Genomic DNA, 13,855 nt, shown 5'->3' on the forward strand with positions numbered 1-13,855 from the left:
GGGGAATACGGGGGCACCAAGGGGCCATCCAACTGCGGCGCCATAGATGGTGCCGGAAAAATCTGCTCCTGCGAGAATTGCTCGACACCGCGAATGGCAGCTTCAAGCGCCAATTCGGCCTGCTTCATCTCGGCCGGACCAGAATTGCCGAGTTGCTCTTGAAGCTTGTGGCGCGCGAGATCGTAAACGGTCCGGCGCATCAGCTCCGGGTCGCTCTTAACGGTATCGATCATGCGCGCGATGACGAGCGCGAACTGGACCTCAGACCCGGTCTGTTCTCCTTCGTCTAGGCTGGGCACTCGCAAATCACGGGACGTCATACTGCTTAGGCACCCCGCCGATGGATCATTTACTATCATAATCCGGTGTTTCAAAATTCTCAAAAGAAACTAGTGTACGGCGCATTAGCCGATGGGACTGAAAGTGTCAGTATCCATTCGGCAGGGAGAGGCATTGTGCGCATCAGATTAACCCCCGGCTTCGCGGCCTCCATTTTTCTCTGTTCACTTTTTGGTTCGGCCACCAGTCCGGCATCTGCGATCACTGCCGAGGTCGCTAAAAGGTGCGGCGCTCTCACGGCCAAGCAGTTTCCGCTTCGCGAACGGGGCAATCCCGCAGCGGGCAGTGCCAAGGGCAGCGGCAAGGATCAGCGGGCTTTCTTCAACAAGTGCGTCGCCAACGGCGGCAAGGTTGAGGATGGGAGCACCGAGAAATAGCAGCGAAAGGGTCGTCGCTGGGGGAGCACCTCGTCGCCTCTAGCCGTCGCCTTTTGGCGAGCTGGCTGCGTGAGCTGGCTCCGGGACATTGCCGTCCTTGCCCATGCATTCCCTGAAGTAGGTCTGACGATCTGCCGTTCCGGGGGCCGAGCCGGGTCGCTTGTAGGGATACGCTAGATAAGAAAAGCGCATGCATTTGCGTGCAGCATCTGCACTCGGACCGGCAACGGCGCTATCGTAGCTCACTGTCAGCGCCACGACTGACGCTCCTAGGATCCAGATCGGATTTTGAACAAACATCGCCATACCCGCTGCTCGGAGCAAATTCTTTTAGAAGTGCTGCTCCGCAATGCGAAATATGACATCGCTCGTCAAGCAGATGTTTCAATTGCGCTCTTGTTTGAGTTCGAGGAGCGGTCACCTGAAAGTCCCATGATTGCACCAGAGCATCTGAGTTCCACGGCAACTCCTGCTGTAGTGCGGACAAAACCCCTGTCCGTAATTTCACGGGCCTCTGCTTCTTGATGTACAAGAATTTAGGAGGCCGTTAAGTCTGTCCGTCGCCCTCGCACACATCATTCAACTTGTTGGCTTCCTGCTAAGTTCGCATTGAGGGGCATTTGATTGCTTGCTGCATGAAAAGGGCAAGCAGTCATGGCAAAACAAACCAAGTTGTTGAGCGGCGCTTACACGAGTGTGCTTTCTGGAACGTCTGGCTCGGACACTCTTTTTGGGGGCGCTGGAAATGACCTCCTCACGGGAGGGGCCGGACGTGACACCTTCGTCGTCTCGAAAGGTTATGGTTCCGACACGATTGCGGACTTCGCTGCCGGAGTTGGCGGCGATGTATTGCGAGTCGCGAATTACGGCTTTTCAAGCTTTTCCGTCTTCAAAGCCGCTAGCAAGCAGGTCGGGACGGACGTCGTTGTAAAGTTGTCGAGCAGCGAAACGGTTACGCTTAAGAATGTGAAGCTGTCTGCACTTGTGGCGGATAACGTAACTTTCGATAGCTCGGTTGCCACCAACGCTGCACCGGTGGCCAAACCTGTGACGCTGGCGGCGGGGACCGAGGATACCAGCTACGCCATCAGCGCGGCCACCCTGCTGGCGGGAGTGACGGACGTCGACAGCTCCTCGCTGTCGATCACCGCGGTGAGCATCGCAAGCGGCGGCGGCAGCCTGGTCAACAACGGCAATGGCACCTGGACCTACACCCCGGCTGCGAACTACAACGGACCGGTCAGCTTCAACTACACCGCCTCTGACGGCGCGCTGAGCGCAAGCTCGACGGCTAACCTGACATTGGCTGCGGTCAATGACGCACCGGTGGCCAAGGCTGTGACGCTGGCGGCGGGGACCGAGGATACCAGCTACGCCATCAGCGCGGCCACCCTGCTGGCGGGAGTGAGGGACGTCGACAGCTCCTCGCTGTTGATTACCGCGGTGAGCATCGCAAGCGGCGGCGGCAGCCTGGTCAACAACGGCAACGGCACCTGGACCTACACCCCGGCTGCGAACTACAACGGACCGGTCAGCTTCAACTACACCGCGTCCGACGGCGCGCTCAGCGCAAGCTCGACGGCCAACCTGACATTGGCTGCGGTCAATGACGCCCCGGTGGCCAAACCGGTGACGCTGGCGGCGGGCACCGAGGACACCAGCTACGCCATCAGCGCGGCCACCCTGTTGGCGGGGGTCACGGATGTCGACATCTCCTCGCTGTCGATCACCGCGGTGAGCGTCGCAAGCGGCGGCGGCAGCCTGGTCAACAACGGCAACGGCACCTGGACCTACACCCCGGCTGCGAACTACAATGGACCGGTCAGCTTCAACTACACCGCGTCCGACGGCGCGCTCAGCGCAAGCTCGACGGCCAACCTGACATTGGCTGCGGTCAATGACGCCCCGGTGGCCAAGGCGGTGACGCTGGCGGCGGGCACCGAGGACACCAGCTACGCCATCAGCGCGGCCACCCTGTTGGCGGGGGTCACGGACGTCGACAGCTCCTCGCTGTCGATCACCGCGGTGAGCATCGCAAGCGGCGGCGGCAGCCTGGTCAACAACGGCAATGGCACCTGGACCTACACCCCGGCTGCGAACTACAACGGACCGGTCAGCTTCAACTACACCGCCTCTGACGGCGCGCTGAGCGCAAGTTCGACGGCTAACCTGACATTGGCTGCGGTCAATGACGCACCGGTGGCCAAGCCTGTGACGCTGGCGGCGGGGACCGAGGATACCAGCTACTCCATCAGCGCGGCCACCCTGCTGGCGGCAGTGACGGACGTCGACATCTCCTCGCTGTCGATCACCGCGGTGAGCATCGCAAGCGGCGGCGGCAGCCTGATCAACAACGGCAATGGCACCTGGACCTACACCCCGGCTGCGAACTACAGCGGACCGGTCAGCTTCAACTACACCGCCTCTGACGGCGCGCTGAGCGCAAGCTCGACGGCTAACCTGACCTTGACGGCGTTGAATGACGCACCGGTGGCCAAGCCTGTGACGCTGGCGGCGGGGACCGAGGATACCAGCTACTCCATCAGCGCGGCCACCCTGCTGGCGGGAGTGACGGACGTCGACAGCTCCTCGCTGTCGATCACCGCGGTGAGCATCGCAAGCGGCGGCGGCAGCCTGGTCAACAACGGCAATGGCACCTGGACCTACACCCCGGCTGCGAACTACAACGGCCCGGTCAGCTTCAACTACACCGCTTCTGACGGCGCGCTGAGCGCAAGCTCGACGGCCAACCTGACGCTTAGTGCCTCACAAGTATCTCAACCTGCTCCGGGCGGAATCCTATTCGGCACCATCGGGAATGATGTACTCACCGGTAGCGGTGGTACCGACATGTTTGTTGTATCGAAAGGGTATGGATCCGATACGCTCAGTGACTTCGACGCTCGCACTGACCTCGTGCGAGTCCAGAACTATGGTTTTGCGACATTCGAGAGCTTCATAGCTGGCGCAAAGCAGGTCGGGGCGGATGTGGTTGTTGCACTGTCCGCAAGCGAGACGCTCACCTTCCAGAGCATAGCCCTTTCTTCTCTCACGGCGGCAAACGTGCTGCTCGATAATCCACTTGTGACCAGTGCTGCGCCAAATACCGCGTGGACCACAATTGGAGCCGGCGGAACACTCCTAGGCGGTACGAACAACGACTCGCTTCAGGCAATGGGCGACGGCGTAACGTTGATCGGTGGCGCTGGCGATGACACCTACTTCATGTACAATCACGGTACTCAGGTGGTTGAGCTCGCCGGCCAGGGAATCGATACAATTATCACTGGCATGATCGACGGCTATAGTCTCGTCAACGCCCCAAATGTCGAAAACCTGAGGCTCGGCGATAAGTTTGATTCACCTGCCACGGGCAATGATCTGAACAATATCATTGTCGGTAACGCCGGAAAAAATTTGATCGATGGCGGGAAGGGTAACGATGTTCTGACCGGCGGCGCTGGCATTGATACATTCGTGATCCGAGCGGGTAATGGCAACGATGTTATCACTGATTTCCAAGCTGGGGCAGGCGGAGACGTTCTGCAGATTAATGGTACAAGCTTCAAAGCTTTCTCAGATGTCAAGCTGGCCATGCAGCAGGTCGGAACGGATGTGGTTCTGACGTTGGGGAATGGCGAGAAAGTAACGCTTGAGAATACCAAGCTAGAGAACCTTACTACGTCGAATATTAACTTGGTCAATCTTCCGACCGGCTTGGTCCAGACGTTTGGCGACAATTTCAACTCGCTGTCCGCCGGACAGGATCCTCATCTTACCTGGAAAACGAGTTATGCCTGGAGCGGTGTCGGAAGCTACACGCTTTCTGGCGAACAGGAGGTCTATGTTGATCCAAGTTTCACAGGTCTCCCTGGGACGCAGGCACCCGGTCCCCTTGGCCTAAACCCTTTTTCGCTCCAGGACGGCCATCTTGTTATTACCGCAGCGCCGGTCCCGTCGACCGACGCGGCCTACGTCGCTAATCATCAATTCTATTCAGGTGTGATTACGACCGAAAACAGCTTCGTGCAGACCTATGGTTACTTCGAGATGAAGGCTTCGTTGCCTGGCACCAAAGGGGCATGGCCGGCTTTCTGGATGTTGCCGCTTAACACGCACGGGCTCGGCACGGAGTTGGACGTCCTCGAAGCGCTCGGCCGGGATCCCGACCAGGCTCATTGGGGCTTCGTGTCTGCTACGACATCCACCCAGGGCTATTGGGCCAATACCGCCGACCTAACGGCGGGCGACCACACCTTCGGTGTGGAATGGACGCCGTACTCGCTCACCTACTTTGTCGATGGCGTGGAGGTTGGGCAAGTCGCAACCCCATCAGATATGAACACGGCGATGTACATGATCGCCAATTTGGCGATGGGCGGCAGTTGGGCCGGCAATGCGGAAGCTACCGCCACGGCACAGATGAGCATCGATTACATCAAAGCCTACCAACTCGATGAGTATACGCTGGCAAAGTACGCGCTGAAAACCAGCGAAGCTCCAACATCAGTCATCGCTGGAACCGCGGGCGCAGATATCTTGACCGGAACGTCAGGCAGCGACCTGCTCGGCGGATCGGGCGGAGCCGATACCATGAGTGGCGGTGCAGGTGACGACACATACCTCGTTACGGACCCCAATGCGAAGGTCGTCGAGAGCTACGGTGGGGGTATTGATTCGGTAATGTCTTCCGTGAGTCATAAATTGGCCGACTATGTTGAGAACCTAACTCTAATGGGCTCAGCGGCGATCAGCGGAACCGGAAACTCCCAGTCGAATATCATTGTAGGAAACGATGCCGACAATCTTATCACGGGAGGTCTTGGTAACGACATACTGACAGGCGGAGGCGGGAGCGACACGTTCGCGATAAACTCGGGTGACGGATCCGACATCATCACCGACTTTGCAGCAGGCTCATCGGCGGGGCATGATGTCGTCCAACTCAACGGGTTTGCGTTTACCGCGTTCGGTGACATCACAGCGGCAATGACGCAGGTCGGCGAAGATGTATATTTCGCTTTAACTAGCCATGACACCCTGGTCTTTCGCCATACTCTGCTGTCGGATTTCACTGGCGACAACTTCCAGCTGCCAGCGACTTTGCCGGTTGGGGGGACCATTACATCGTGGGTCAACGGATCGACCAGCAGCCATACCGTTTATGGGACGGCGGCCAACGACAAGATCACTGCAGTGAACTCCGACGACACCCTTGTTGGGTGGACCGGAGACGATACATATGTGATCGGCAACCCGAACCAAAAGATCGCCGAAGAGGCTGGCGGCGGAATTGATAGTGTCGAAGCATGGTCGTCTTACACATTGGCGACTAACGTGGAAAACCTAGCATTGATGAAGGGTGGGCTCACCGGCGTCGGCAACGCGTTGGCCAACCGGATGGTGGGTTCAAGTGGGGGCGACGTTCTTAACGGAGCGGCTGGCGACGATTGGCTCTTCGGCGGTGCCGGCAATGACACATTTGTCATCGCGAAAGGAAGTGGTCACGATACCATCGCCGACTTCCACGTGTTTACCAGCACGACCGCAGAACAAGACAAACTGGTTTTGAAGGGGTATGACACCAGCGCCTATCTTACCAATACAGGTGACGAATGGAGTGTCCACTATGCCGGTGGAATCGACACCTTCCATATTGTCGGCGTAAACCAGCTTACATCGTCTGACTACTTGTTTGTGTCCTAAGAATGCCGCTCGCGTGCTTAGCTATGAGGTCCGGAGCCGATGAGCTGTCTGGTGAGCCTGGTCCCGAACCAGGCGACCGATGAAGGGTCCGTTCGCCGCGTGGGCAACGCCTACTCCGGAAGCATTCACTGCGCCTGAGACGCTGTAGGGGAGGGCTGTTTGGTCCCTTGGGTCGCTCCTGCACGTTGCGATTGCTCCGATCACACTGATTAAACGTGCTGCTGAAATCAGGGCTCGGTTGGGCCTTGGTGCCGTGAAGCGGCCGGTGCGGTGCCTTGTCCGGGGTTTTGAAAGGGGCGCTCGAGGGGTATGTCGCCGCAGCGGCATGGCCTGTTGTTCCTGCAGCGGACGCGGCGCCGGAGGTTCTGGTCGCGCCCCAACTCCCACTGCCGCTTGCACCGCCGCGCGTTGATGGCAAGGAGAGTGTCAAAATCGGCGCCTTGAAGAAGTCCAGGAGTCTGCCCAATTCGCATGAGCCCGCGCCTTGGTCTCATTGCTTTCAAGGGACGCTGCGAGCTCGGAAGTGAGTTGCGCATTTGTTGGGCGACTGCCGGTGTTAGCCATACGTTCACCAACTTATCGCCTTGCTAGTGCTCGCTTACCAAACGTTCAATCGCAACCTGCATGCTGACACGCACGTGTCAGAGGATGAACAACTATGCGAAGCTTGATCAGCGTATTGAGGGCGGGGTTGCTTGTTGCAGTTGTAGCTGGTCCAGCCAGCGCCACCCCCAACTGCCTCCGCGACAACAAGCCCTACAAACTTGCCGGTGATAGGATCGAGTGGACGATGAAAATCGCGCCAGGCGCTGACTGCATCCAAGGCCTACGCTGGTCAACAATGCAGATCTACAAGGTTGAGCTGGCAGAAGAGCCGAAGAGCGGCGAGCTGGTTCTGGTGGGACCCGGCTTTCGCTATCATGCTAAGCCGGACTTCGCTGGCACGGATAGATTTTCCCTTGTCGTCGTGGGTAAGAACCGTCACGACGAGGGTAAATCGACAGTTGAGATCACAGTATCGAGACCAAGCTCAGCCATTGTTGTTAGCGCAGCCGCTGACTCCCAGTGAGCGCGGCGTCTAATATAGACACGCTGCAGAACGGGTAGTGGAATCTGGATTTTACTGTCCAGCTTGGGTGCGGACGATCGCACTCTCGGCAAGTTCATCTGCAGGCGTTGACGTGTGGCGTTGTTCTCTTCAGTCCGATCGATTGGCTCTTTCTGGCCAAGAGAAAGCGAGCGGTTTAGCTCGCGTCTTTGGCCACACCGCTGTAAGGCCTTCTTGAAGACGCGGAAGGCGTTCGCCAAGCGAGCCGCTCCGTTTCGCGCGTCAATCGGGACTGACCATCAGCCACACTAGCCGGCCATACCAGCCTAGAACAATGCAGCTGGCAATCAGCGCACTAAAAATGGCGATGTAAACGAGACCGCGCGTCATATCTGCCCCATAGCCATTAGCAGAAGTCCCTCTCATCGAGGCCCTGATATCCACGCCCTCGTGGGCTGTCGGTTCGCTATCTTCAACGTGGCAAAAAAACGCCCGCCGGGTTGGCGAGCGTTCGCGATTTACAACAATAGAAGATGTGATCTATTTTCCGCCGATCGGTTGTTCAGGCGACCCAAGCCCGGAACCCGAACTGCCGATCGGCTGGCCGTTTGCGGAGTGGCCGACGCCGACGCCCGGCGCGCTGACGGCACCCGCCGCGGGAGCGGCAGTCTTGTTTCCTGAAAGAGCATTGTTTTGCTCAGATGCGACGGTTGCCTGGCTCGGATTTTGAGAATTGGCCGCAGGGGCCGATGTATTACTCGGAGTGGTCGGGGCTGCGCGCTGCCCATTATTATGGGGGGGCGCGATGCCGCCTTGGGTGGCCGAGTTCGCGGCCGGCGCACCAGCGTTGAAGTAATTGGTGCTCTTGTTTGGCGTCGCCTGGGTTGCGCTGGGGTTCGAAACGGCTGAGTTAGCATTGCCGGCAGACGAAGTTCCGGTCGTAGCGGTGGATCCTCCGCCGCTTGATCCCGCGCTGGCGGCGCCGCTTGCACCACCGGCGCCGCCACCACCAGCTCCACCTCCGCCGCCCCCTTGGGCGAGGGCGGGCGAACTAAGCGCAAGGCAAGTAAGCGCGACGACAAATGATCGCTTCATGGCGTGTCTCCTGCGTTTCGAAGACAACCCGCTTCTGACGGTGATAGTTCCTGAGGTCAGTGTCCGCTCTCTGGGTTAAGCTCCGCTGCGCTCAAAGCCTTAAAGGGGAGAGTCCGTCGGCTTGACCGGGATATTCCAGGGCCTTTTGCCATTAGCATCACGATTCCACCACCGCTCTTTCGAACCAGCGGCCTCATCGATTTTATCCTTTGCGCGCGCGGCCTTAATCTGGTCTCGGATAGATGTGTCGGCCGGCGAAGTCTCGGGCGCTGGTATCTGAGCTGCGGCGGATGATGAGATGGCGAGTGATGCAACGATAAGAAAGATTTTCATGACTTACGTTAGCATTTTCCGGTCTGGCCGTCCGATTTAGTTCATTCCAATTCAGGAGTGACGTGGATGTTCAAAGAGCCATCTTGTGAGCGCCCCAAACATCAGGCGTCGAAGGTGCGTCAGGCCAAACCCGGCCCTCCTTACCTGTTTCGCGGGACAGGCATAGAGAGCAGGTCTAAAGGAAATGTCGCCTACTTGTCTCAAGTCTCGGAAGGATTAGCGGTGATTCGGATTCCATTGCCGTTGCACCTCGGGAAATAGGGCATCGCCGGAGAGGTGCGTTTGGGCGGTTGAGGCTAAACCGAACTGCCATCATCCCGTGCCATGACAGCGGCTTTAGCGAAAGGATCGTCATAAAGCTGGGGCGGTCAGGCCATACGTCGCCCGGGTGGCGCATGATGTTGGTCGAGACCGGGCCCAAGCCGATCCGCTTCGATCAAGCTGCCCTATCAAGACACTCGGCGTCGAGATCTGCGATGACATCCTCGAAAGCAGAGATTGTCTGCTGGATGGCAGCAATCTTCTGAAGCTCATCGTCGCCGATCGGGCCGATGCGACTCTGAAGCGCCACCACCATCTCACGGCGCCGCTCTTTCAGCTGAACAAGGGGCAAGCCATGGTCCGGTAGATATCTCATGAGTGCCTCACGGGTGAACGCTCAATCAACATACCGGAGACAGCTGAAAGGTGGTTCAACTTCCATCGAACTTTATCGGTCTGATTCACTCGCCTCGGGAGTGCTCTCCGCTCAGTCGACGAAGCCTCTTGCAACAGAAACGCGATGAGCTCTCATCTTTGTAGAGGAGGATTCGCATCTGCCGCGCTCGCGCCGAATAGCGCTAACCCGTCGGCCTAAGATCCGTGCCGCGCGTAGGGCGCTCACCTGTTCCTTGGCCAAACTAAAGAGCAAAGCCACCTCCTCGGGAGTCCAATCGCCTGGTTGTGCTTTAAGGCCCATGCGCGTCCATACCCAGGGGTGCCCAACCGAAGATAATTCATTATTAACGGCTGCTAATCATCACATAGCGCCATGGTCAAAACCGGGCTGCAAGCTTCCCTCAGGGAAGCTGCCGCTCCGGTGAGCGGGTTATTGGCGCTGGAATAAGTAAGCATCGCTCTCTTCAAGGGACTGATCCAGTTGCGTCGCGCTGAAGGTTGTTCGTCACGCAGCTATGGCAAATGATCAGCTTTGCAGTTAGTCTGCGATCGTTTTCGGCCTCAATGGCGTCATCACATTCCCGTCGCACGCCATCCGTCGGGCGCTCGATTGTTCGCCGTTGCCTTGCTGGTCGGCTGTGCTGCAAGGCCGATACCCCATAAAGGCCCTCTGGCTTGCTCTTGCACACCGGGCTTCAGCTCGCGCGGAGAGCAGGCGCATTCCTTTAAGGTTGATCAGTGAGGTTAATTGCAACGAGCATTTGTCCCTCTGTGCAGAGAACGATATGTCCTTCTCTCCAAGGCAGGGACAAATGCTTGATAGGACCGAGGCCATCGCGCGAACTGACCGGCGCCAGGCCAGCGATTACTTAGTTCCGATACTCTTCTTCGGCCTCGCCGGCTTGGCGATGATCGCGTGGATCTCTGCAATCGGATGGATGAGCTGGTGCTTCACCCTCTGGCTGCTGCTTTGAAAACGACGTTGATTGCACATGGACTATTTCCGCAGCCTGTCGGACTACTTCCTCATCCAAATGTATGAAAACATTCTGCGCGAACTACACGTCGATCTATCGCGCGGTACGCGCCTGGTTGGCGATGCCGAGCAACGCGCTGATCAGCTTCGTCGGGAGATCGACCGACGGGGTCTTTTCTGCAAGCCGATCGAGTGGCCAGTCCTGAAAGATGGCTTGACCTGCTGAAAGTGAACTGCACCTGACCATATCAAACGGCTGGGATCGCTAGAGCGGGACTCTAGGCCTAGCTGGGCGCGACGGTCCGTCTGGAGCCGTCATTGTTTGAGCGGGCGCACAGGGTAAGCGACGTGGCCAACCGCCCTCTCCATGTTTGGAGCGGATAAAATGCGGTCCGCAGACTAGCTTCCTGCCATCAAATCAGCCGGTTGTTTTTGATCGCGCGAATGCCCGGCGGCGCTTTGCGTTGCAACCCCCCAATCTGCCTTCGTGGTCCGATGTCTGACTCAACGTGGGAGAGACTGCCCCCCGTTTCGCCGCGCCAGGCCATGTTTTGGTTGACCGGGCTGCCCGATATGTCCAGAGAAGGGTGGTCTCCCGGGATTAACTTGATCGGGGTTTTTAGAGAGGGCGATCGCAGGGTCTAACTGCCGCCAGGAACTCGGAATAGGAACAGGGCATTTCGACATGAGTGAGCGGATCGCTCTCATCACCGGCGTGACCGGGCAGGATGGCGCCTATCTCGCTGAATACCTGCTGTCGCTCGGCTACGTCGTGCACGGCATCAAGCGGCGTTCGTCCTCGTTCAACACCGCGCGGGTCGATCATCTCTACCAGGACCCTCATGTCGGTAACGTGCCGTTCCTGATGCACTACGGCGACATGACGGACTCGAGCAATCTGATCCGCCTGGTGCAGCAGATCCGGCCGACCGAGATCTACAATCTCGCCGCCCAGAGCCACGTCGCCGTCAGCTTCGAGAGCCCGGAATACACGGCCAATGCCGACGGCATCGGCGTACTCCGCCTGCTGGAAGCAATCCGCATCCTCGGCATGGAGAAGGAGACGCGGTTCTACCAGGCGTCGACTTCGGAGCTCTACGGCCTGGTCCAGGAGATCCCGCAGAAGGAGACTACGCCGTTCTATCCGCGCTCGCCCTACGGCGTGGCAAAACTCTACGGCTACTGGATCACGGTGAACTACCGCGAAGCCTATGGCATGTTCGCGAGCAACGGCATCCTGTTCAATCACGAGAGCCCGATCCGCGGCGAGACGTTTGTGACCCGCAAGATCACGCGCGCTGTCGCCCGCATCGAGGTCGGGCTGGAGGAGACGCTCTATCTCGGCAATCTCGAAGCCAAGCGTGACTGGGGACACGCGCGCGACTACGTCGAGGGCATGCACAAGATCCTGCAAGCCGACAAGCCCGACGATTTCGTGCTCGCCACCGGCGAGATGCACTCGGTGCGCGAGATGGTCGAGCTATCGTTCGCGCAAGTTGGCCGCCGCATCGCATGGCGCGGGGCAGGCGTCGAGGAGACCGGCGTGGACGAGACGAGCGGCAAGACGGTGGTGAAGATCGATCCGACCTATTTCCGCCCCACCGAGGTCGATCTCCTGGTCGGCGACGCCAGCAAGGCGCGCAAGGTGCTCGGCTGGACGCCGAAGCGGAGCTTTGCAGAGCTCGTCGCGGAGATGATGGCGAGCGATCTGGCGGTAGCAAAACGGGACGCGACGAGTGGCAAACGCTCCGTTTGAGCTGACAGGCAAGAGTGTCTACGTAGCCGGCCATCGCGGCATGGTCGGCAGCGCGCTTGCGCGCCGGCTGACGCGGGAGGACGTCAAGCTCGTCACCGTGGACCGGCGCGAGGTTGATCTGAGCAACCAGGCCGCGGTGTTCGACTGGTTCGCGAGGACGCGGCCGCAGGTGATCTTCCTCGCCGCGGCAAAGGTCGGCGGCATCGTCGCCAACAACACGCTGCGCGCCGAGTTCATCTACGACAACATCGCGATCGCGGCGAACGTGATCCAGGCCGCGCATCGGAACGGCGCCGAGAAGCTGATGTTCTTGGGGTCGTCCTGCATCTACCCGAAGCTGGCGGCGCAGCCGTTGCGCGAAGATTCCGTGCTGACCGGCCCGCTCGAGCCGACCAACGAGCCCTATGCAATTGCAAAAATCGCCGGCATTAAGATGGCGGAGGCCTATCGCAGCCAGTATGGCAGCGACTTCATCAGCGTAATGCCGACCAATCTCTACGGCCCCGGCGACAATTATCACCCCGAAATGAGCCACGTGGTCGCGGCGCTGATCCGCCGCTTCCACGAGGCCAAGATGTCGGGCGCGAAGAGTGTCATTGTGTGGGGCACCGGCACGCCGCGGCGCGAGTTCCTTTATGTCGACGACATGGCCGATGCCTGCGTGCATCTGATGAAGACCTATTCGAGTGCCGAGCTGGTCAATATCGGCACGGGCGAGGACATTACCATCGCCGACTTCGCGCGAATCGTCGCCGAAACCGTCGGTTACGGCGGCGAGATCAGTTTCGACAGCTCGCGGCCCGACGGCACGCCGCGCAAGCTGCTTGACGTCAGCCGGCTCGAAGGGCTCGGCTGGCGCGCGACGACCTCACTTGATGATGGCTTGAAGCGCGCATATGCCGCTTACCTGTCGAATTTGTAGGCTCCAGGGAGCGGCCAAGGCCTATTCGTCCCGGCTCGTGCCGCCCGCGGTCTTCTCTGCGGCATCAGTGATGCGGCTATGCGATTTGGCGTCAATGCGCTCGGACAGTTCCAGCGAGCGACGGCGATCCGTCGGTGAGAACACTCGCGCCGTGAGCATGATAATCTTTAGATCGTCTTGCGGGGACCAACGGTCGGGGGACTTGTCCGTGCCTCCGCGCGCCACTTCTGCAAGCCCACAAGGCATGTGCGTGTCAGTGCATCAGCTAACCCCACGGAGAATGACCGTGTATACCCCCAAAACAACGTGATCGGATGAACCTGCGATTCGCAGATGCTATCCACCATGCTAATCAAGAATGCAGGCGACCAGGAAGCGAACTGGGTGCCAAGCAATCCACCCCGATCGCCCCCAACCAAACAATCGTAGCCAGGGCGGCTACAGCACCGAAGGCGAGGGGAAAGACCAGATCGAACAGCCTGCGCGGCTCGTGGGTATCTGCGGTTTGATCCGCGGTTCTATCTGACATTCGGATTTCCTCTGGTCCAGGTCATACCGAATTTCCCTGTTTAACGAAGCTTTGCTGAGGTTAACCTGACCAGTAAACCTTAACAGCCACGCCCCTTCTCAAGGGATTTGGCGGTGC

7 protein-coding genes and 1 pseudogene are annotated in these 13,855 nt (G+C 58.9%); 6 read left to right on the top strand and 2 right to left on the bottom strand.

Going from position 1 to position 13,855, the window contains the following annotated elements; translation table 11 throughout:
• Positions 1 to 299: pseudogene (locus tag GWG67_RS22155) on the bottom strand (hypothetical protein); the annotation flags it as partial.
• 156 nt (positions 300 to 455) lie between these two features.
• Here GWG67_RS22155 and GWG67_RS22160 point away from each other — a divergent pair.
• From GWG67_RS22160 to GWG67_RS22170, 3 genes are all read left to right on the top strand, one after another.
• Positions 456 to 716: a hypothetical protein gene (locus tag GWG67_RS22160; protein ID WP_275171397.1), complete on the top strand. Its 261-nt coding sequence runs from the start codon at positions 456 to 458 to the stop codon at positions 714 to 716.
• A gap of 654 nt (positions 717 to 1,370) precedes the next feature.
• The gene (locus GWG67_RS22165; protein WP_275171398.1) at positions 1,371 to 6,422 is read left to right on the top strand and encodes a cadherin-like domain-containing protein; all 5,052 of its coding nucleotides are present in this window, start codon (positions 1,371 to 1,373) and stop codon (positions 6,420 to 6,422) included.
• Between the two features lie 658 nt (positions 6,423 to 7,080).
• The gene (locus tag GWG67_RS22170) at positions 7,081 to 7,491 is read left to right on the top strand and encodes a hypothetical protein (protein WP_275171399.1); all 411 of its coding nucleotides are present in this window, start codon (positions 7,081 to 7,083) and stop codon (positions 7,489 to 7,491) included.
• A 1,843-nt stretch (positions 7,492 to 9,334) separates the two neighbouring features.
• Here GWG67_RS22170 and GWG67_RS22175 read toward each other — a convergent pair.
• Positions 9,335 to 9,535 carry a hypothetical protein gene (locus tag GWG67_RS22175; protein WP_275171400.1) on the bottom strand — a complete coding sequence of 67 codons (201 nt, stop codon included), beginning with the start codon at positions 9,533 to 9,535 and terminating at the stop codon, positions 9,335 to 9,337.
• Positions 9,536 to 10,547: 1,012 nt separating this feature from the next.
• Here GWG67_RS22175 and GWG67_RS22180 point away from each other — a divergent pair.
• The 3 genes from GWG67_RS22180 to GWG67_RS22190 all read left to right on the top strand — a co-directional run bounded on the left by GWG67_RS22180 (position 10,548) and on the right by GWG67_RS22190 (position 13,209).
• The gene (locus GWG67_RS22180) at positions 10,548 to 10,757 is read left to right on the top strand and encodes a hypothetical protein (protein ID WP_275171401.1); all 210 of its coding nucleotides are present in this window, start codon (positions 10,548 to 10,550) and stop codon (positions 10,755 to 10,757) included.
• Positions 10,758 to 11,216: 459 nt separating this feature from the next.
• Complete coding sequence (gene gmd / locus GWG67_RS22185) at positions 11,217 to 12,287, top strand: GDP-mannose 4,6-dehydratase (RefSeq protein ID WP_275171402.1); 1,071 nt, start codon at positions 11,217 to 11,219, stop codon at positions 12,285 to 12,287.
• Entirely contained in the window at positions 12,268 to 13,209 is a 942-nt protein-coding gene (locus GWG67_RS22190) for a GDP-L-fucose synthase (protein WP_275171404.1), read from the top strand. The genes gmd and GWG67_RS22190 overlap by 20 nt, the downstream gene beginning before the upstream one ends.
• The last annotated feature ends 646 nt before the right edge of the window (positions 13,210 to 13,855 follow it).

The sequence above is a fragment of the Bradyrhizobium sp. CSS354 genome (assembly GCF_029051725.1).
Taxonomy (GTDB): domain Bacteria; phylum Pseudomonadota; class Alphaproteobacteria; order Rhizobiales; family Xanthobacteraceae; genus Bradyrhizobium.

Excerpts from the sequence above, each read along its gene's own strand:
- GWG67_RS22170 (WP_275171399.1), top strand. The coding sequence starts at position 7,081 with ATGCGAAGCTTGATCAGCGTATTGAGGGCGGGGTTGCTTGTTGCAGTT.
- GWG67_RS22180 (WP_275171401.1), top strand. The coding sequence starts at position 10,548 with ATGGACTATTTCCGCAGCCTGTCGGACTACTTCCTCATCCAAATGTAT.
- GWG67_RS22165 (WP_275171398.1), top strand. The coding sequence starts at position 1,371 with ATGGCAAAACAAACCAAGTTGTTGAGCGGCGCTTACACGAGTGTGCTT.
- gmd (WP_275171402.1), top strand. The coding sequence starts at position 11,217 with ATGAGTGAGCGGATCGCTCTCATCACCGGCGTGACCGGGCAGGATGGC.
- GWG67_RS22175 (WP_275171400.1), bottom strand. The coding sequence starts at position 9,535 with ATGAGATATCTACCGGACCATGGCTTGCCCCTTGTTCAGCTGAAAGAG.